General features: G+C 29.9%; 16 protein-coding genes. 9 read left to right on the forward strand and 7 right to left on the reverse strand.

Annotation, left to right across the window (positions count from 1 at the left end; translation table 11 throughout):
* Positions 1 to 6 precede the first annotated feature (6 nt).
* The 5 genes from JJ842_08950 to JJ842_08970 all read left to right on the forward strand — a co-directional run bounded on the left by JJ842_08950 (position 7) and on the right by JJ842_08970 (position 9,347).
* Complete coding sequence (locus tag JJ842_08950; protein MBO6972038.1) at positions 7 to 3,636, forward strand: UvrD-helicase domain-containing protein; 3,630 nt, start codon at positions 7 to 9, stop codon at positions 3,634 to 3,636.
* Position 3,637: 1 nt separating this feature from the next.
* The gene (locus tag JJ842_08955; GenBank protein MBO6972039.1) at positions 3,638 to 5,341 is read left to right on the forward strand and encodes an AAA family ATPase; all 1,704 of its coding nucleotides are present in this window, start codon (positions 3,638 to 3,640) and stop codon (positions 5,339 to 5,341) included.
* Positions 5,342 to 5,479: 138 nt separating this feature from the next.
* Positions 5,480 to 7,261, forward strand: a complete 1,782-nt coding sequence (locus JJ842_08960; GenBank protein MBO6972040.1) for a DEAD/DEAH box helicase — start codon at positions 5,480 to 5,482, stop codon at positions 7,259 to 7,261.
* Positions 7,262 to 7,270: 9 nt separating this feature from the next.
* Positions 7,271 to 7,564 (forward strand): hypothetical protein, encoded by a 294-nt coding sequence (locus tag JJ842_08965; protein MBO6972041.1) that lies wholly within the window; start codon positions 7,271 to 7,273, stop codon positions 7,562 to 7,564.
* Positions 7,565 to 7,574: 10 nt separating this feature from the next.
* On the forward strand, positions 7,575 to 9,347 hold the full coding sequence (locus JJ842_08970; protein MBO6972042.1) for an ABC transporter ATP-binding protein: 1,773 nt from the start codon (positions 7,575 to 7,577) through the stop codon (positions 9,345 to 9,347).
* A gap of 15 nt (positions 9,348 to 9,362) precedes the next feature.
* Here the strand turns inward: JJ842_08970 and JJ842_08975 are convergent, their stop codons facing one another.
* Positions 9,363 to 9,920 (reverse strand): photosystem II reaction center PsbP family protein, encoded by a 558-nt coding sequence (locus tag JJ842_08975; protein MBO6972043.1) that lies wholly within the window; start codon positions 9,918 to 9,920, stop codon positions 9,363 to 9,365.
* 103 nt (positions 9,921 to 10,023) lie between these two features.
* Between JJ842_08975 and recR the strand changes: the two genes are divergently transcribed.
* The gene (recR, locus tag JJ842_08980) at positions 10,024 to 10,623 is read left to right on the forward strand and encodes a recombination protein RecR (protein MBO6972044.1); all 600 of its coding nucleotides are present in this window, start codon (positions 10,024 to 10,026) and stop codon (positions 10,621 to 10,623) included.
* A gap of 2 nt (positions 10,624 to 10,625) precedes the next feature.
* The gene (lipA, locus tag JJ842_08985; protein MBO6972045.1) at positions 10,626 to 11,525 is read left to right on the forward strand and encodes a lipoyl synthase; all 900 of its coding nucleotides are present in this window, start codon (positions 10,626 to 10,628) and stop codon (positions 11,523 to 11,525) included.
* Here the strand turns inward: lipA and JJ842_08990 are convergent.
* Genes JJ842_08990 through lysA form a run of 6 tightly spaced genes read right to left on the reverse strand, consistent with a single transcriptional unit; the run spans position 11,522 to position 17,095 of the window.
* A complete protein-coding gene (locus JJ842_08990) occupies positions 11,522 to 12,022 on the reverse strand; it encodes a hypothetical protein (GenBank protein ID MBO6972046.1) in 501 nt (166 codons plus the stop codon). The two genes, lipA and JJ842_08990, sit on opposite strands and share 4 nt — an antisense overlap.
* Positions 12,023 to 12,034: 12 nt before the next feature.
* Entirely contained in the window at positions 12,035 to 12,967 is a 933-nt protein-coding gene (locus JJ842_08995; GenBank protein MBO6972047.1) for a rhodanese-related sulfurtransferase, read from the reverse strand.
* Positions 12,964 to 13,971 carry a biotin synthase BioB gene (gene bioB / locus JJ842_09000; GenBank protein ID MBO6972048.1) on the reverse strand — a complete coding sequence of 336 codons (1,008 nt, stop codon included), beginning with the start codon at positions 13,969 to 13,971 and terminating at the stop codon, positions 12,964 to 12,966. The genes JJ842_08995 and bioB overlap by 4 nt, the downstream gene beginning before the upstream one ends.
* A 6-nt stretch (positions 13,972 to 13,977) precedes the next feature.
* Positions 13,978 to 14,781, reverse strand: a complete 804-nt coding sequence (locus JJ842_09005; protein ID MBO6972049.1) for an isoprenyl transferase — start codon at positions 14,779 to 14,781, stop codon at positions 13,978 to 13,980.
* Positions 14,782 to 14,784: 3 nt separating this feature from the next.
* A complete protein-coding gene (locus JJ842_09010; protein MBO6972050.1) occupies positions 14,785 to 15,693 on the reverse strand; it encodes a TIGR00159 family protein in 909 nt (302 codons plus the stop codon).
* A 28-nt stretch (positions 15,694 to 15,721) separates the two neighbouring features.
* Positions 15,722 to 17,095, reverse strand: coding sequence for a diaminopimelate decarboxylase (lysA, locus tag JJ842_09015; protein ID MBO6972051.1), 1,374 nt, complete (start codon positions 17,093 to 17,095; stop codon positions 15,722 to 15,724).
* Between the two features lie 81 nt (positions 17,096 to 17,176).
* Here lysA and JJ842_09020 point away from each other — a divergent pair, with 81 nt between their 5' ends.
* Positions 17,177 to 17,617: a GNAT family N-acetyltransferase gene (locus JJ842_09020; protein MBO6972052.1), complete on the forward strand. Its 441-nt coding sequence runs from the start codon at positions 17,177 to 17,179 to the stop codon at positions 17,615 to 17,617.
* 177 nt (positions 17,618 to 17,794) lie between these two features.
* The gene (locus JJ842_09025) at positions 17,795 to 20,323 is read left to right on the forward strand and encodes an ATP-dependent Clp protease ATP-binding subunit (GenBank protein MBO6972053.1); all 2,529 of its coding nucleotides are present in this window, start codon (positions 17,795 to 17,797) and stop codon (positions 20,321 to 20,323) included.
* The last annotated feature ends 6 nt before the right edge of the window (positions 20,324 to 20,329 follow it).

A 20,329-nucleotide genomic window follows, 5' to 3' on the forward strand; every position in this document is an offset into this window, starting at 1 on the left:
AAAGATATGGATATTAATCAAATTAAATTAGATAATAAATTTAAATTAGTGGAAGCAAGTGCAGGAACTGGTAAAAGTTTCACTTTGGCTCACCTAGTTCTAAGAAATGTTTTGGAGAAAAAAATTAAACCAGATGAGATTCTCTTATTGAGTTTTACAAAAAATACATGTTCTGAATTACGAGATAAAATACTTTTGAGATTTAAGGATTTAAAATTATATTTGCAAAATCAAAATGAAAGTAAAGTTGATAATGCCCTTAAGGATTGGCATCAAACATTTAAGGATAAGGAAATATCTAATGAAAAAATTATATCCGAAATTGATAATTTTGTTAATGAAATTTATAAGTTACAAGTAACTACATTCCATGCCTTTTGCAATAATATAATTGAAGAATATAGTATTGAAATAGGTGTAACTCAAGATCCGTATATTGAGAATAATATAGATAATTTATATAAAGATGTAATTGATAATTTGTGGATTGACGATTTTCTAAATCTAAATCCTGAGATTATTTCAGCAATCAATAATAAAAAAATAAGTTCTAGATTTGGAAGTAGGATCAATAAGTCATTTTTTGTAGAAATTTTAAAAAATATAGATCAAGAAAATATCTGTAAATTTCAAATACATAATAAATATAAGATTATTGATTTAAATAATTATTTTAATGAATTTTTTTATTTAAATTGGAACGAGTTTTGTGTTGAATGGAATAAGAATGGTAAGGAATTATTTTTACAACTAATAGAGTTGGGAAAATTAATTAAAGAGAGTGGTGGTAAAAGTCAAATATATGCATCAAAACCAAGAAATGATAAGTTTGATCAAATAATTTGTTGGATTGAAGAGATTAACAAAAGACTTAATTCGAAAAATGTGATTGATTTTATATATGATATTTCTAAAGATGATCTCTTGTATAAATATTTTTATAATGAAAATATATCTAAAGAAATTAATAAACATAATCTAAAATTAGATTTCTCTAAATTTAATTTATTACAGGATAAAATTTATACAATAAAAGAAGGTTTCTATACTGAATTTGTAAGAATATTTACCCAATTAGCTTACATAAAATTAATTAAATTAAAGAAAAGTTTTTCTATATTCAATTTCAATGATCTTATAAAGACGGTAGAAAATAGATTTCTAGATTCAGAAATTAGTAATAGTATTACTCTATCTAAAATTCAAAAAAGGTTTAAATGTGTCCTAGTAGATGAGTTTCAAGATACAGATAATACTCAGTGGAATTTAATAAAAAAGTTCTTTAATACAAAAAATCATTTTTTACTTTGTGTAGGTGATCCAAAACAAGCAATCTATAAATTTAGAGGTGGAGATATAGAAACTTACTTAGATGCAAGATCTAATGCTATGGAAGTTTATAGTCTTACAGATAACTATAGATCTTCAAAAAAAATAATCGATGTTCTTAATAAACTTTATAAGAATGGACTTAAACAATCAAAATTAAACTATATGAAATTAACCTCTAGAATAAATGAAAATATTAATTCTTCATTTAATGTTAAGGATGTATTTGAAATTGTAGAATTTTCAAAAAAAGATATTGATATAGAAGATCTTGTAACTCATTACATGGTTAACTTTATTTTAAATAATAAAAAAATTGATATTAATAAAATTGCGATTCTTACATTAAATAATTCGCAATGCTTAGATTTAAAAAAAAAATTAAATCAGTTTAATCTCCCATGCAAAATTCAAAATAAACAAAATATTTTTGACACTGAAGCAAGTTCTCTACTATTTTTGTTCATCGAATGTTTATTAAATCCGAGGGTTTTAAAAAATATAACTTTGCTTGCTTCTTCAAAGTTTATAGAGATGGAATTAGAAGAATTATTTAATGATCGAATTAGTGATAATTTAGAAGTTTTAATTAATAAATGTATTAATTGGTCTCAGGAACTAAGAGAAAAAGGTTTTTTAAATATAGTTAATGAACTCCTTTTAAATTATAAGTCATCCTCGATTGTTCAAGATTTAGATTTAAATTCAAATTTATTTCAACTTTCAGAAATTGTTGAAATAGAATTAATGAATAATGATTTTAATCTAAATAAAGTTTTCAACTGGTATAAAAATCAGTTAGATCATATTTTAAGAAATTGTACTGGAGAAGATTTTTTAACAAAAGATTATAACCTTCAAAATGGAATAAATCTTTCTACCATTCATAGTAGTAAGGGCCTCGAATTTGAAATGGTCCTATGTCCATATCTCTCGAATATTTCAAATAAGTCAAATAAAATTAAAGGACCTCTCTGGAAATCAAATTTTGATAGAAATATATACATTAATATTTCTAATAATTACACGAAGGTAAAAAAATTAAAATTAATAGAAGAAGAAGATTTATTTAAAGAAAGTGAGAGGTTAATTTACGTAGCACTTACAAGGAGCAAATATAAACTTATAGTTTTTAATGATTTAGAAGATACGAATAATATTTTAAATAATGATTTGCTTAATAATTTGGAAAATATCAGTATTTATAAGTCTACACTTGAAGTCAGTATAGAAAAGGATAAAATAAAAGAAATTTTTTCTAAGTTCCAAACCAACAGATTGAATAATAATCTTTGGAAAATCGATAACGCTAACAAAAAAATATCTAAAGAATTTAATTCTGATCAATTTTTTTCTTATTCAAGTTATTCTTCTTGGATACGTAAAGATAAAAGTATTGATGCAACCATTAATCAATATAAAGATTATGAAGATAATAATATATCAATTATCAAAGAGTCTAATCTTAGGAAATTAAAGAATTATCCTAATTATTTTTCATATCCAAATCCCTTAAGTGAATTCCCAAAAGGAACTATTGCTGGGACTTGCTTGCACAAAATAATAGAAAGATTTGAATTTAGAAACGATAATAATCAAGAATTAATTGATTTAATTATTGAGGAATTGAACTTTCATCAAATCGATACTTCTTTTGCTTTTAAAGTAAAAGATGCGATTTTAAGAATTATAAATATATCTTTAGGAAGTGAATTACAAAATAAGAAACTAGTTGATATTCCAAATGAACACATAATTAAGGAACTCAAATATGATTTAACTCTATCTTATGAAGGTAAAAATATTAATTCTAATGATATATCGAAATGCTTTTTTTTAGATCAAGAACATGAATTTGGTGAAGAATATGCAAACAAAATAAATGATCTTCAAATTAATAATAAAGGCTTTCATTCAGGATGTATTGATTGTATTTTCCCAGTAGGTAATAAATTAGAAGATAGTAAATGGTGGGTAATTGATTGGAAAAGTAATTTGATTTCTGGCAGTGATAATAGTGATTGTTTACCAAGAAACTATAACTACGAAAATATGAGAAATGTAATGATTAAACATCATTATCCATTGCAATCTCATCTTTATTTATTAGCTTTGCATAGATTATTAAAGTGGCGACTTAAAAATTATCAACCACATAAACATTTAGGAGGATATATTTATTTGTTTTTAAAGGGATTGCCAGATTTTGAATTATTTGAAAAATCTAAATCGAAAGATATATCTCCAGGTATTTTTATTGGCAAAGCACCTTTAAAGAGAATTAATTATTTAGATAACCTTTTTTAGAATGACTAAAACTACTAAAGATATTGAAAAGTTCCAATATGATCATATATTTAATTTAATCTTAGTTATTTTCAAATTTAATGAAAAAAAATATGGAAATTTCGTAAAAGATGCAATAAGAATTTTATTAGAGTTTGAAAAAAATGGTGAAACTATTATTGATGTAGATAATAGTTTAATAATCTTTGAATTATTAGAAGATGGCTGGCCTAATAAACATATAGATGTTTTAAAAAACATAGGAATGATAGGTTCCCTTCATTCTCCATTCGTATTAGTAAATAGAAAATTATCCTTATCAATATGGTCAAAAAAGATAGAAAGAGTTATTAATTTATTTCTAAAAAAAATAGATGCCGATAATTTAATGAACTCGATGATTTATAAAGATGATAATAAAATTGATCAAATTAAAAATATATTTAAATATTCAAACTTGGTTTTCCTTCAAGGCGGGCCAGGTACGGGTAAAACCACTTTAATAATACAGTTAATACTAGAATTCCTTCGAATTGATAACTTTTTGAATATTGGGTTGTCTGCACCAACAGGTAAAGCTACAGCTCGTCTAAAAGAAGCTCTTAATAATAAAAAAAATATCTCCTTTAATAAATTTCTAGACCAAATAGAATTTCAAACTTTACACAGATGGATTTTAAATTCTCAAAATAAATCTCTTAAGTTGAAATTTAAACTAAAAGAGCTTGATATTTTCATAATTGATGAAATGTCAATGGTTAATATCGACTTAATTGAATCAGTTTTAAATTTACTAGCAAAGGACTGTAAAATTATTTTGGTTGGAGATAAAAATCAATTATCTCCAGTAAATAACTGCTCTATCTGGAATTATTTGTTTGAATATGTTGAAAATATTTCAATTAAATCTTGTGTAGTAAATTTAGAAAAAACTTATAGAAATGTAGGAGATATAGCATTAATTAGTAGTTTAATATTTAACAATAATTTTTCTTTACTTAATCAAAAGATAAAAGAATTAGAAAAAGATAATAATTCAAAAGAAATTACTATTAAAAAAAGTAGAGAAAAAGATATTCCAAAAGATCTATTTTTTTCGATTACAAGTTATCTAAAACAATTAAATCATTCAACTTCAAAATTAAGTAAAAAAAAATATATATTTGATGAGAATATTGATAATTTATTGCTTCATGAAAAAGATTTAGTAGATAAGATATTTCTGGATCTACAAAGTCACTTGTTTTTATGCGAAAAAAATTCGGGAATATGGAGTGTTGAATATTTGAATGAAGTTGTTTTTGGTCAAAAAAAACCCTATGACCTTAAAACTCTTAAAGAAGGTGTTCCGATCATGTGTACAAAAAATAACAATGAACTTGGATTGTCAAATGGGGATATCGGAGTACTTATAGGTTTAAAAAATAAAAGAAAATATCTTTTTAGAAAATTTAGTGAAAATAATGAAGAAATTGTCACATTAATTAATCCATCTAATTTAGAAAATGTTGTGCCAGCAATAGCCATTACTATTCATAAATCTCAAGGAAGTGAATCTGAGAAAGTAAGCATTTTATGGTCTCAAAAGTATATTAGAAATCAATATCCTGTAAAACAAAAAAAAGATATTGAAAATATCTTTTGCAGAGACAATTTTGAAAGAAGGTTATTTTATACTGCTGTTACAAGAGCGAAAAAATTTCTAGATATATATTATTTAAATTAAATTTTATTTTTGAGAAATTAATAATATCTTAACCACAAGATGTTAGATTAATAACTCGGCTCTGTAAGGCTAGTCAACAACTTAAGTCAATTTAGATATTTGTTGAATGCCTAATCAGAAGATTATTAGGCATTTAAAATGGCTTTAAAAAAAAATAGTAACTCTCTTGATAGTGAGCAAGAGAAATCTCATAATGAAGATACTTCCTTGCTTGAGTTAAAGGATTTGGAGAACAAAAAAGAAATTGAATCTCAACCAAGGGAAGTATCAAAAGGAAATGACAATGATAATGGATTCATCGATTTTGGGTTTAATCAATCTATCTTAAATTCGTTAAGAAATAAAGGATATAAAAATCCAACTCCCATCCAAAAAGCAGCAATTCCGGAACTAATGTTAGGCAGAGATTTACTAGGCCAAGCACAAACAGGAACAGGAAAGACTGCAGCTTTCGCATTACCATTAATAGAAAAACTAGCAGATAATAAAGAATTAAATGCCAAGGTTTTAGTTATGACTCCTACAAGAGAATTAGCAACTCAAGTGGCAGAATCTTTTAAAAGTTATAGTTCTGAATCTAGTAATTTTAAGACTGTTGCAATTTATGGAGGTACCGACTATCGAAATCAAATTTCTGCATTGAAAAGAAAAGTTGACGTGGTAGTGGGTACTCCAGGCCGAATAATGGATCACATAAGGCAGGGGACTTTTAAAATTAAAGATATAAATTGTCTTGTTTTAGATGAAGCAGATGAAATGTTAAACATGGGTTTTCTTGAAGATATTGAATGGATAATAGATCAACTTCCTGAGAATAAGCAGATGGTATTGTTTTCAGCAACAATGCCTAGTGAGATAAGAAACATAGCAAAAAAATATCTAAATGATCCTGCCGAAATATTAATCAAAAGTGTTAAAAAAGAAACTCAATTGATTTCGCAAAAATTTTTATATGTACAAAGGCATCATAAATTAGATGCTTTAAAAAGAATATTAGAACTTAATAAAGAGGGAGTAATTATTTTTGTGAGGACAAAACTACTTACTACTTCAATAGCTGAAGCTTTAGAGAATTCAGGTCATACTGTGGCAGTACTTAATGGAGATATACCTCAAAATCAAAGAGAAAATACTGTAGATAGATTAAAAAAAGGGTTTATTAATATCCTTGTTGCAACTGATGTCGCAGCAAGAGGATTAGATGTTGAGAGGATAAAACTTGTTGTTAATTACGATTTTCCTTTTGACAAGGAAACATATACTCATAGAATTGGAAGAACTGGAAGGGCAGGCAGATCAGGAGAAGCAATTTTATTTGTTAATCAAAGAGAAAAACATTTTCTAAGAAACTTAGAAAACTCAACAAGAACTAAGATTGAAGAAATCAATATACCAAGTAATAAAATAATAAATGAAAAAAGGATGGAGAAACTTATAGAGAATGTTAATGAGAGTTCTTTAGCAAAAGATGAAAATGAAGAAAATAAAGCTTTGATTATTGATGTACTGGATAATTTAAAAGAAAAATACTCTATGGATGAATCAAATATTGCAATGGCGGCTATTAATTTAGTAATAGGTAATAAATCATTTTTTGTTAATGAAGATGATTCTTGGATTCATAAACAAAATAATACTGATCGAAATAGATCAAATAGAAATATTAATAATCGTATGAGAAATTCAAATAGAAGAAATAATTATCAAAATGATTCTTTTGAAACCTACAAATTTAACTTTGGTAAATTTGATGGGGTTAGAGTTGCAAATATTATATCCTCAATCTGTAATTCAACTAATATAAATGGTAGATCCATAGGTAAAATACAGATTTTTAATGATTACAGTTTGGTAGATTTACCCAGAGATCTGCATAGAGAAACTAAAAATAAATTAAAAAAAATTAAAGTCAGAAACTAGGTATAGAGAATGAAAGCTAGCAAATATAAATTCTTTATTTTTGTGAATCTGATAATGCTATTCAACTGTTTAAATAGTTATTATTCAGCGCAAACGAAACAAAATTCAATCATAAAATTATTTTGTCTTCAGAGTGTCAAAGAGGAGATGATGAAAGCAGAAATGGTATATAGTGAAAAAATTGCGAATGAAACTTGTGATTGTTACTACGAAGAATTTACACAAACTGCAAGTCATCAAGAAGCAAAAACAAAATGTGAATTAGAAACTAAAGAAAATTTAAATCATAATAGAAAAATTTAATTGTTATTTTATGAGGTCTAAGAAAAATCAAAATCCAATAATTAGACTTTATTTTAATCTGATTGAAGAAAGAAGGTTACTATTTTTTGCTTTTCTTAGTTCCATAATTAATAAAATATTAGATTTAGCTCCCCCTGTAATAATAGGTCTTGCAGTTGATATCGTTGTAAAGGAACAGAGTTCATGGATTGCTGGTTTTGGTATAAAAGAAGTTCCAGCGCAATTGATTTTTCTTGCATTTGCTTCAGGAATAGTTTGGTCTGGTGAATCCTCCTTTGAATATTTATATTCGATTTTGTGGAGAAATTTGGCTCAGCTATCGCAGCATAAATTAAGAATAAAAGCTTATGAGCATATTCAGGAATTAGATATGGATTTTTTTGAAAATGATAATACTGGAAGGCTCTTATCTATTTTGAATGATGATATAAATCAACTCGAGAGATTTCTAGACCAAGGGGCTAATCAGATTATTCAGTTATTTATAACTGTATTAATAATTGGGGGCACTATGATTTTTGTCGCTCCCAAAATCGCTTTATTTGCTTTCTTTCCTATTCCAATTATATTTTTAGGATCAATTAAATTTCAAAGGAAGCTCGCTCCAAAATATAGAGATGTTAGAAATAAAGCTGGATTGTTGGCATCAAGACTTAATAATAATTTAAGTGGAATTCTAACCATAAAAAGTTTTACTAAAGAAAAATGGGAACTAAATAGATTAAATAAAGAAAGTCTTGATTATCAAAGAAGTAATAAGGCTGCAATAAAATTATCTTCTGCTTTTATCCCTCTTATAAGATTTGCAATCTTATTTGCTTTTATAGCTATTCTTTTAATTGGAGGTTTCCAAACTTGGAATAAGACACTCGATGTAGGAACTTATAGTTTTTTAGTGTTTATTACACAGAGGCTATTATGGCCTTTAACTACTTTGGGGCATGTTTTAGATGATTTTCAGAGATCTATGGCTTCAATAGATAGAGTAATTGATCTCATAGATACGCCTATAAAAATAAAAGATGGAAAAATAAAAATTAAACCTAAAGATATCAAAGGAGAAATTATTTTTAATAATGTAAATTTTAATTATCCTGGACGCGATTTAACTTTAAAAAACATAAATTTCAAAATTGAAAATAACTCAACATTAGGAATTGTTGGTTTAACAGGTTCTGGGAAAAGTACAATAATAAAATTACTCCTAAGGATTTATGATAGTAATAATGGGTCAATAACCTTGGATGGCATTTCTATTAAAGAAATAAATTTAAAGGATTTAAGAAATTGTATTTCTTTAGTAAGTCAAGAAACTTATTTATTTCATGGCAGTGTACAAGAAAATATTGCGTATGGATCAATCAACCCAACTTTTAAAGATATCATTAAAGCTTCAAAGATTGCGGAAGCTCATAAATTTATTGAACAATTACCAGATGGTTATAAAACTATTGTGGGGGAGAGGGGCCAAAGGCTCTCAGGCGGACAACGTCAAAGAATTGCTTTAGCGCGAGCTGTTTTGAAGGATGCACCAATATTAATATTAGATGAAGCTACAGCCTCAGTTGATAATGAAACAGAGGCTTTAATTCAAAAATCATTATCTAAAATCACCAAAGAAAGAACAACCATAGTAATAGCTCATAGATTAAGCACTATAAAAAATGCTGATAATATTGTTGTTATTGATAAAGGTAAAATAGTTGAAAGCGGAAAACATGAAAAATTATTAGATCAGAACAAAATATATGCTGATTTATGGAATGTTCAAGTAGGAATTTAATATAGGATTTCTAAACTATATTAAAAAGTTAAATGATTCAATTACATTAGTAAACATACCGTCAACTTTATTCCATCTCTCTTCATTTGTACCCACAGCGAGAGTATAAAGTGTTCCTCTATCAATTACTACAGTGGCTAATTCGTGCCGGCCCTTTTCATTTAAATTTAATTTATACTCTAAATCATAGAAAATATGATTGGATGCCTCCCTCTTATTGGCATTTATAAGTTTTACCTCTCTTCCTGAACCTTCGGGAGCAATGACTTTATCAATTAATGTTTGGCCTACTTCGCTTGGGCTTCCTAATTGCTCTAATTGAACCTCTTTATTTACATCAGAAATAACTAAACTTAAGGTCTCATTACTATTTATTAGATCATGATAAATAATTTCAGGTCCTCCATCGACTTTTACTCTAGTCCATCCTGTTGGATACAAAAAGGCGTATCTTCCATCTGGACTTTGATAAGCTTCTAATCCCGCATTTAGTCCGCCACTACAAGCACTCAGCGATAAACACAAAAAAATCAAAAATAAATACTTGAAAGGGTTAAATTTAATATTTTTCATTTTGTTTGAAATTACTAACTAAAAACATAATAAGACATTAAAAGCAAACAATTATGGCAATTCAGAATTTTGCGTCTAAATTATCCCTAGAAATAGTTTGATTTTGATTACTTATACCAAACCGCTTTCAAAATTAATTGGTCATTTTGAGAAATTCCCAGGGATTGGTCCAAGAACAGCGCAACGATTAGCCCTGTTCATTTTAAAACAACCTGAAAGTACAATAAGAGATTTTTCAAAGGCTCTTTTAGAAGCACATAGTAATGTAGGTCGTTGCAAAAAATGTTTTAATTTGACTTCAGAAGATGAATGTGAAATTTGTAAAAATACTGAAAGAAATCAAAAACTAATTTGTGTAGTAGCAGAAACTAAAGATTTGCTTGCTTTAGAGCGCGCTAGAGAATTTAAAGGTGTTTACCATGTTATTGGTGGTTTAATATCCCCAATGGATTCTGTTGGCCCCGAACTCTTAGAAATAAGAAGCTTGGTAGAAAGAGTTAGTAAGTCTGAAATAGATGAAATCATATTGGCACTGACCCCCAGTGTTGAGGGAGATACAACAAGTCTTTATATTGGAAAATTGTTAGCCCCTTTTACTAAAGTTACGAGGATTGCATATGGCCTTCCAATGGGCAGTGAACTTGAATATGTGGATGAAGTTACACTTGCAAGGGCGTTAGAAGGAAGAACAAAACTAAATTAGAAATGATTCAAGACAACAATATCAAAGAAGAAAATATTTTGAGACTCCCCTCCTGGATAAAGTTTCCTATTAGTAAAGCTTCAGAGTTCGAAAAAATACAAACACTTATCAAAAAATCAAATATTCATACTATTTGTGAAGAAGCAAGATGCCCCAATAGAGCGGAATGTTACGCCTCAGGAACAGCCACTTTCTTGCTGGGCGGATCTATTTGTTCTCGTTCTTGTGCGTTCTGTCAGGTCAACAAAGGTAGACCTAGTTCAATTAATAATGATGAATGTATTAAAGTAGCTGAAGCAGTAAAAGTACTAAATTTAAAATATGTTGTTTTAACCTCTGTAGCTAGAGATGATCTCCCTGATCATGGCGCAACTTTATTTATATCCACTATTAATCAGATTAGAAAAGTTGATTCAACGATAAAAATAGAGGTTTTAACACCTGACTTATGGGGAGGGGGTAAAGACTTTAATGAAACTAATAATCTTCAGACCGAGAGATTGAAGATGATTTTAGAAAAAGATCCAGTTTGCTTTAATCATAATCTTGAAACTGTTGAAAGACTTCAAAAAGAAGTTAGAAGAGGTGCAAATTACGAAAAATCACTAAGTTTACTAAAAAAGTCAAAAGATATTGCTCCTCATATTCAGACTAAATCAGGTATTATGTTGGGTCTTGGGGAAACATTGGATGAGATAAAACATACAATTTATGATCTAAAAAAAATAAATTGTGATCAAATTACAATAGGTCAATATTTACGACCCTCCTTAAATCATTTGGCAGTTAAGAAATATTGGGATCCATCAGAGTTTAAATATTTATATCGCTTCTCCAAAGAATTAGGATTTAAGAAAGTCTCTTCTGGACCCTTAGTTAGAAGTAGTTATCATGCTGGTTAACTTTCTTCAATTAAAGAGAGTTTCTTTTCAAGTTTTTTTAATATGGAAATACATTCCCCGTTCATAAGTGTACCTGCCCCTCCCCAGACCAATCTTAATAGAAGATCTTCTGGGCTAGAACCAACTTCTTTCACAATATTGAAGCCTATTAACTTGAAGTATCTTACAAGTTTTTTACTATATCCTTCACTATCAAAAATAGCTAAAAGCCTTGCTTTGTTGCAAGATTTTTTTTCAACTGCCCAAGCCATAGTTGTTGCCCATATTAATTCCGAAACAAAAGCGGGAGCTTTACTTAGGATTCTTAATGTATCGAGTTGTATACCCTGCTTTTTCAAAAAAGTCCAACCTTTCATTTCGGCCCAAATCTTTATGATGTTTTCTTTCTGTTCTGCTATAACGATTCTAAAAAAACATAATCCAAGAGTTTCCCTAACTTGAATTTTAATTAATAATCCAACGGTACCTGCTAATTTTTCTAATTCTTCAACTTGCATAATTTTTAGAAATTAGTCCTGACAGATTTTATTATTCTCAACTTTTAATCTATCCATCTGCTTTTGTCTTTCTTCAAATCTTTTTCTATCATCATCACTAAATTGATTTATGCAGAAGTGACATTGAATACCCTCTCTAAATTCTTTTCTTTTTTGATCTTGAATTGAAACAGGCATTCCACAGGCGTGACAAATGGAATAGGAACCTTTTTTTAATTCATTGTCTAAAGCAACTCTTTTATCAAAAACGAAACATTCACCTTCAAATAAATTTTTTTCTTCTGTTATGTCATCAAGGTATTGCAAAATCCCCCCTTGCAGATGATAGATATTTTTATAACCTTTCTTTTTCAATAAACTAGTTGCTTTTTCACATCTGATACCTCCGGTACAAAACATGGCTATATTTGTTGACTTTTTATTTTCTAAGTGGTTTTCTAAATGTTCATCTACCCAATTTGGGAATTCACTAAAGTTTCTTGTCTTAGGGTTTATCGAATTTTTAAACGTCCCAATGGAAACCTCATAATGATTTCTTGTGTCAATAATAATTGTATTTTTATCTTCAATTAATTTATTCCAATCAGTTGAGTTAATATAATTACCCGCATCTTTAGATGGGCTTATTCCAGGGACTCCCATTGTGACAATTTCTTTTTTGATTTTTATTTTTAATTTCCTGAAGATTTTCTTTTCTGAGAAACTTACTTTGATGTTGTAATTTTTATTATTTGTGTATGAATTAAGTAAATTCATTACAATTTCAATTACATTTTCTTCCGCACAAATAGTTCCATTAATACCCTCACTTGCAAAAATTAATAAACCTGAAAGATCGTTTTCATTTTCGATTTCTAATAATTTATTTTTGAGATCAAGAATTGAGTTTTCTTGAAATGGAAAGAAAGAATAAAGAGAAACAATTTTATAATTTTTATTTTTCATAAAGAAGATAATTTTTTTTTACAACTTTCAAAATCTTCATTAAAAAGAACCCCAACTTCTTTTAAAAGTGATCTGTCAGACTGAAAAGATGGATTTGAAGTCGTGAGTAACTCATCTCCATAAAAAATTGAATTTGCCCCACATTGAAAACATAAAATTTGAGCTTCTTTTGAGAGATTTTCTCTCCCTGCGCTTAATCTTATTTTACTTTTAGGCATAAGAATTCTTGCTGTAGCTATCATCCTTATCATCTCAATCGAATCAATTTCTTGATTATCTTCTAAGCCAGTACCTTCGATAGCTACTAATGAATTTATAGGAACGCTTTCAGGGTGTGGATTCATGTTTGAAAGCACTTCCAATAGCGATGCTCTATCACTATCAGTTTCCCCCAAGCCTATTATTCCTCCACAACATACATTTATTCCAGCTTTTCTAACTCTATCAATAGTATCTAATCTGTCTTGATAAGTTCTAGTAGTAATAATATTTTTATAATAATCTGGACTAGTATCAAGATTGTGATTATATGCGGTTAAACCTGCCTCGGCTAATCTTGCGGCTTGTTCATCAGTAAGCATGCCTGCTGTAACACATGCTTCCATTCCTAAATCTCTCACACCACTTACCATCTTTAACATTGCATCAAAGGATTTCCCATCTCTAATTTCTCTCCATGCCCAACCCATACAGAACCTTTCTGCACCCTCATCTTTTGCTAATCGAGCTCTCCCTAAAACCTCTTCAACTTCAAATTGAGGATGACTTTTAATTTCGCTAGTACTATAGATTGATTGACTACAATAAGAGCAATTTTCTTCACATCCTCCAGTTTTCACACTGAATAAAGATGCCAATTGAACTTTATATTTGTTGAATTTCCTATGAACAATCTGTGCTTCCCACATTAAATCTATCAGAGGCATATTGAGTATTTCCAATATCTCATCTCTACCCCAATCGAATCTAATTTCACTGTATGAATGATTATTCGACTTAGTCATTTTTGGTTAGTTGGAACATTGAGAATCTTCAAAAGATTCATTTGGTAATGATTCTATACCGCCAAAACGTCTATTCCTTGATTGGTAATCAATTATTGCTTTAAGAAATTCAAACTCATTGAAGTCTGGCCAAAGCACATCAGAAATGTAAATTTCTGAATAAGCTAATTGCCATAGTAGAAAATTACTTATTCTTTTTTCTCCACTTGTTCTTATAAGTAATTCTGGATCCTTAATTCCTTTAGTTAATAACCTAGAACTAAATAATTCTTCATTAATTTCATCCGGTTTTATTTCCCCAGAAAAAGATTTTAATGCTATTTCCTTAGCAACTTTTACGATTTCCTGCCTACCTCCGTAATTTACGCAAACATTTAGTAAAAAATCATCATTATTATTAGTGAGTGATTCTGAATGGTAAATTACCTTTTTTAAGTTTTCTGGGAAAGGTGTTAAATCTCCGATAAATTTTATTTTTATAGACTCTCGATGGATCTCTTTAATTTCATTTCTCAAAACTTCTCCGAAAAGATTTATTAGGAAATTGACCTCTTTTGTTGGTCTTGTCCAATTCTCAGTTGAAAAAGCATAAACAGTAAGTACCCTACAACCTAATTGTTTTGATGATTTGATGATTTCTTTTAATGCACTAACACCTTTGTTATGACCTATTGACCGTGGCAAACCTTTTTTTGTAGCCCATCTCCCATTCCCATCCATAATTATTGCTACATGTTCAGGGACTTTTTGCATATCTATCATCTTGGATAATTCAATGTTTCTTTTTTGAATTGTTTTTTCCAAACTCATTAGTTAATCCTTTTTGTGAGTGATGATTTCTGATTTATTGGACTCTTTTTCGCTGATATCACTGATAATATTATCACTTGGGTTTGTTTTTTGGGATAATGCAGTTTTACTTACAGATGGTTTATTTGTTCCCATAGAATTTTGATTACCAATCAAATTTAAAAGAAGTTCTTGTAACCTGCTGCTTGTAATTGGCCTTTCTAGTTTTCCTTGGTTTGCTAATGATAACGTACCTGTCTCTTCAGAAACAACTATGCAAATACACCTATCAAATCTTTCTGTAATTCCTAATGCAGCTAAGTGTCTTGTGCCATATCTACTGATACCTTGTCTCGAGAGAGGAAGTATTACACCAGCTGATATTATTTTATTACCTTTAACAAGAACTGCTCCATCGTGCAATGGTGTATCTGTTGCAAAAAGATTTATTAAAAGGTCTGTTGAAAGTTGAGCCTCAATATTTGTCCCTGAGTATAAGAAATCTTCAGGTCTTAGATCACTACCCAAATCGACAACGATTAATGCTCCCCTTCTATTCTGAGAAAGTCTGCCTGCAGTCTCTACTAACTGGGTAATTGTTGTAGAGGTTGCTCTAAATTCCTTTGGTGGATTTCCAAGTAGTACAGCTAACCTCCCAGTACCTAATAATTCCATTAATCTTCTAAGCTCTCCTTGCCAAAGGATTGCTAAAGAGAGAGAGCAAGCTAGTACTACAGCATCAATTAATTTTGAAGTTAAAGGAAGAAAGGCATATCTTTGTATAAACCATGCAGATGAAACTAAAAGTAAATATCCCCTTAACAGCCATAATGTTCTCTGTTCTTTTACTCTAGAAAACAATAAAAGTCCAAAACCTAGAGCAAATAAGACATCTAATAAAAGCTTTAAATTTATAAACCCCCAGAAATTCACATTAAAAACAAAATTAATTTAAATGTACCTAATTTTGTTTGATAAAGCGATCAGGTAAGACATCATATTTCAAAAGATCTGATGGACTTTCTCTCTTTTGGATTATCTCTGCTTCCCCATCAAATACTACAAGGGCAGCAGGTCTTGGGATTCTATTATAGTTAGAACTCATCGAGATATTGTATGCACCTGTCCCAAAAACACATATTAGATCTCCTGTTTTGCAATCTGCTAATTCAATCTCTTTAAATAATACATCTCCTGATTCGCAGTGCTTTCCAGCAATAGTATATTTATTTTTGGAATCAATATTAAAAGGATTTTTTACCAAACATGCAGAATAACTTGATTGATATGTTATTGGTCTTGGATTATCACTCATGCCACCATCTACAGATAAGTATGTTCTGATCCCAGGAATTTCTTTAAAAGCACCAATTTTGTAAATTGTAACCCCTGCTGTAGATACAATAGATCTTCCAGGTTCGCACATTAATGTAGGTAAATCTAAGTTGTGCTTTTCACAAGCATTAACAACTGATGTAGAGATTGTTTTAACCCATTCGTAAATTGATGGTGGATCGTCATTTTCAGTGTATTTGATACCTAAACCACCTCCTACATTCAATTTTTTAATGTCATGGCCAAATTTTTTTGCATCCAAAATAACATTAACCATTATTTCGCCTAGGTCCTTATGAGGTTCTAATTCAAAAATTTGGGAACCAATATGGGCATGTAATCCTTTTAATTTGAGATGTTTAGAATTACTAATCCTTGAAAATAAAACATTTAAATATTCAATTCCAAACCCAAATTTACTGTCAAATGATCCTGTCCTTATGTATTCATGAGTGTGGCATTCTATTCCAGGAGTAAAGCGAACCATGATTTCTAAGTCATGATTCAATGAATTTGAGATTTCTTCTAACCTTTCTAAGTCGTAATCATTATCAACAATAACTTTAATATTATTTGCAACTGCAAACTCTATTTCTTTATCTGATTTATTATTCCCATGAAAAACAATTTTTTCGTTTGGGACCCCGCCATTGAGGGCAGTTAAAAGTTCTCCCTCTGAAACGGCATCAAGTCCTAAACCTTCTGATGCAACAAGATTACTCATAAAAATAGAACTATTTGCTTTGGAGGCATATATCGGTAATGATTCGCCTGGGTAATAATCTTCTAGTGCTTTTTTATAAGCTCTACATGAGTTTCTTAAAGTAAGTTCATCTAAGATATATAAAGGAGAATCATATTTCTTAATTAATTCTTCGATAGAACATCCACCAATTGATAATTTTCCATCACTTCCAATAGATGTAGTGATAGGTACGATATTTTTATTAGGACTTTTGTGATCAATCTTTTGTTTTAAAAAGGATTTTTTTTCTTCCATAGGAAAAATGATGCGAATATGCAAATAATGTCACGTTTTATAATGACTTTAAATTTGAACTTTTGGAATTCTTTCTACTAAATGATATCTATTAAACAAATAAATGAGAAAGATATTGATTTATGTTATGAATTAGATTCAAATACAATTTCGTTATGGAGCAAAAATCAGTGGGCTAAGGAATTCAATAAGGAAGATACAAAAATCTTTGGGTTAATGCTGAAAAATTTAATTATAGGAATATGCGTTTTTCAAGTTGTTCTAGATGAAGCTCAAATAAATTATTTTGTAGTAAACAAGAACTTTAGAAAAAGAGGTTTTGGAACTTACCTTATGGGCCACGTAATTAGACAGTGTGAAAAATTAAAAATTAATAGATTACTATTAGAAGTCTCCCACAGAAATTTTATTGCTGAGAAATTTTATAGTCGGTTTGATTTTTCTACCGTGGGAACAAGAAGGCAATATTATAAGGATGGTTCAGATGCTCTTTTAAAAGAAAAAAAATTAATAAAGAAGTAATTATATTTTTATTGTGCGGATAACCAGAATGATTGAAATTACTGCAATTTATAGCTATATCGCGAAATAAAGTGAATTTTTCAGAATAAAAAATACTTTTGGGTATTCACAAAAGCTCATTCTGAACACAAAATTGACATATTACTGGTAGGTTATATGTAAGGATTTAGTTTTCTGATGTTTGAAAGATTTACAGAAAAAGCCATAAAAGTCATCATGCTTGCCCAAGAGGAAGCTCGTAGACTTGGACATAATTTTGTTGGCACAGAACAAATCCTTCTAGGTTTAATTGGCGAAGGAACAGGTGTTGCTGCTAAAGTTCTTAAATCACTTGGTGTTAATCTTAAAGATTCAAGAATTGAAGTAGAAAAGATAATTGGTAGAGGCTCGGGTTTTGTAGCAGTAGAAATACCCTTTACTCCAAGGGCAAAAAGAGTTTTAGAGTTATCCCTTGAAGAAGCTCGTCAACTTGGTCACAACTATATTGGTACTGAACATCTTTTACTCGGATTAATTAGAGAGGGTGAGGGTGTTGCTGCAAGGGTGCTTGAAAATCTTAGTATCGATCTTACTAAAGTAAGAACTCAAGTTATAAGAATGCTAGGTGAAACAGCTGAGGTGGGTTCCGGAGCTAATTCAAGTAAGAGTAATTTAAAAACTGCTACTCTCGACGAATTCGGAACAAACTTAACAAAGTTGGCAAGTGAATCAAAACTCGATCCAGTAGTTGGACGTCATGCAGAAATAGATAGAGTAGTTCAAATACTTGGTAGAAGGACTAAAAATAATCCTGTCCTTATTGGAGAACCTGGAGTAGGTAAAACTGCTATTGCAGAGGGTTTGGCTCAAAGAATTCAACTAGGAGATATTCCCGACATACTTGAAGATAAAAGAGTTTTAACCCTTGATATAGGTCTTTTGGTAGCTGGAACAAAATATAGAGGCGAATTCGAAGAAAGATTAAAAAAAATAATGGAAGAAATTAAGTCAGCAGGTAATGTAATTTTAGTCATAGATGAAGTGCATACTTTAATTGGCGCTGGAGCTGCAGAAGGGGCTATAGATGCTGCAAATATTTTGAAGCCAGCATTAGCTCGTGGAGAACTTCAATGTATAGGAGCAACGACACTCGACGAATATAGAAAACACATCGAGAGAGATGCTGCTCTAGAAAGAAGGTTTCAACCTGTCATGGTTGGTGAGCCATCTATTGAAGATACTATTGAAATCTTAAAAGGTTTAAGAGAACGCTATGAACAACATCATCGTCTAACAATTACTGATGATGCTTTAGAGGCTGCCGCCCATTTAGGTGATCGTTATATTTCTGATAGATTTTTACCCGATAAGGCTATAGATTTAATTGATGAGGCAGGAAGTAGAGTACGTTTAATAAATTCCAAACTTCCACCTGAAGCCAAACAAATAGATAAAGAACTAAGGCAAGTACAAAAACAAAAGGAAGAATCTGTAAGAGACCAAAACTTTGATCAAGCAGGTCAACTAAGGGAAAAGGAAATGGAATTATCAGCAAAAATAAAAGAGGTTCTTGACAATAAAAAAGAATCTAAAACTGAAGAAGAATCTGATGTTGATACTAATTCTGCAAGTAATGATCCAAAACTTTTACAGAATCCTAGTGTTAGTGAAGAGGATGTAGCACATATTGTTGCTTCTTGGACGGGCGTGCCTGTTCAAAAATTAACTGAAACAGAATCAGTAAAGCTTCTTAACATGGAAGAAACCCTTCACCAAAGACTTATTGGACAAGATGAAGCAGTTAAAGCCGTTTCTAGAGCTATAAGGAGAGCAAGAGTTGGATTAAAAAATCCTAATAGACCAATTGCAAGTTTTATCTTTTCAGGACCAACTGGTGTAGGTAAAACTGAATTGACTAAATCATTAGCTTCATACTTCTTCGGTAGTGAAGAAGCAATGATTAGATTAGATATGTCAGAATTCATGGAAAGACATACTGTTAGTAAACTAATTGGTTCTCCTCCTGGGTACGTTGGTTTTAATGAAGGTGGTCAACTTACTGAAGCTGTAAGAAGACGTCCATATACTGTTGTATTATTCGATGAAGTAGAGAAGGCTCATCCAGATGTATTTAATTTATTGTTGCAACTACTTGAAGACGGTAGATTAACTGACTCAAAGGGGAGAACTGTAGATTTTAAGAATACTTTGCTAATAATGACTTCAAATATCGGCTCTAAAGTAATAGAGAAAGGAGGGGGCGGATTAGGATTTGAGTTCTCAGGCGACTCTGTCGAAGATAGTCAATATAATAGAATTAAATCTTTAGTTAATGAAGAATTAAAGCAATACTTTAGACCTGAATTTCTTAACAGGCTTGACGAAATAATTGTATTCAGACAACTCACCAAAAACGAAGTCAAAGAAATTGCTGAAATTATGTTGCAAGAAGTTTTTGTACGTTTGCAAGATAAAGGCATTAAATTAAATGTAACGGATGCTTTTAAAGAAAGGCTTGTCGAAGAAGGCTACAATCCCTCTTATGGTGCAAGACCACTAAGAAGGGCTGTGATGCGATTACTAGAGGATAGTTTGGCTGAAGAAGTTTTATCAGGAAGAATAAAAGGCGGAGACAAAGCTTTAGTTGATATAGATGAAAATAAAAAAGTTACAATCAACATCTCTTCTGAAGAATCTCCTCAAGAGTTAGCAAGTGCTAACTTCTAGTTATTA

The sequence above is a fragment of the Prochlorococcus marinus CUG1433 genome (assembly GCA_017644425.1).
In the GTDB taxonomy this organism is placed as follows: Bacteria; Cyanobacteriota; Cyanobacteriia; order PCC-6307; family Cyanobiaceae; genus Prochlorococcus_A; species Prochlorococcus_A marinus_U.

Bases quoted from the DNA above. Each gene is read 5' to 3' on its own strand.
- JJ842_08950 (MBO6972038.1), top strand. From the start codon at position 7: ATGGATATTAATCAAATTAAATTAGATAATAAATTTAAATTAGTGGAA.
- JJ842_08955 (MBO6972039.1), top strand. From the start codon at position 3,638: ATGACTAAAACTACTAAAGATATTGAAAAGTTCCAATATGATCATATA.
- JJ842_08960 (MBO6972040.1), top strand. From the start codon at position 5,480: ATGGCTTTAAAAAAAAATAGTAACTCTCTTGATAGTGAGCAAGAGAAA.
- JJ842_08965 (MBO6972041.1), top strand. From the start codon at position 7,271: ATGAAAGCTAGCAAATATAAATTCTTTATTTTTGTGAATCTGATAATG.
- JJ842_08970 (MBO6972042.1), top strand. From the start codon at position 7,575: ATGAGGTCTAAGAAAAATCAAAATCCAATAATTAGACTTTATTTTAAT.
- JJ842_08975 (MBO6972043.1), bottom strand. From the start codon at position 9,920: ATGAAAAATATTAAATTTAACCCTTTCAAGTATTTATTTTTGATTTTT.
- lipA (MBO6972045.1), top strand. From the start codon at position 10,626: ATGATTCAAGACAACAATATCAAAGAAGAAAATATTTTGAGACTCCCC.
- JJ842_08990 (MBO6972046.1), bottom strand. From the start codon at position 12,022: ATGCAAGTTGAAGAATTAGAAAAATTAGCAGGTACCGTTGGATTATTA.
- JJ842_08995 (MBO6972047.1), bottom strand. From the start codon at position 12,967: ATGAAAAATAAAAATTATAAAATTGTTTCTCTTTATTCTTTCTTTCCA.
- bioB (MBO6972048.1), bottom strand. From the start codon at position 13,971: ATGACTAAGTCGAATAATCATTCATACAGTGAAATTAGATTCGATTGG.
- JJ842_09005 (MBO6972049.1), bottom strand. From the start codon at position 14,781: ATGAGTTTGGAAAAAACAATTCAAAAAAGAAACATTGAATTATCCAAG.
- lysA (MBO6972051.1), bottom strand. From the start codon at position 17,095: ATGGAAGAAAAAAAATCCTTTTTAAAACAAAAGATTGATCACAAAAGT.
- JJ842_09020 (MBO6972052.1), top strand. From the start codon at position 17,177: ATGATATCTATTAAACAAATAAATGAGAAAGATATTGATTTATGTTAT.
- JJ842_09025 (MBO6972053.1), top strand. From the start codon at position 17,795: ATGTTTGAAAGATTTACAGAAAAAGCCATAAAAGTCATCATGCTTGCC.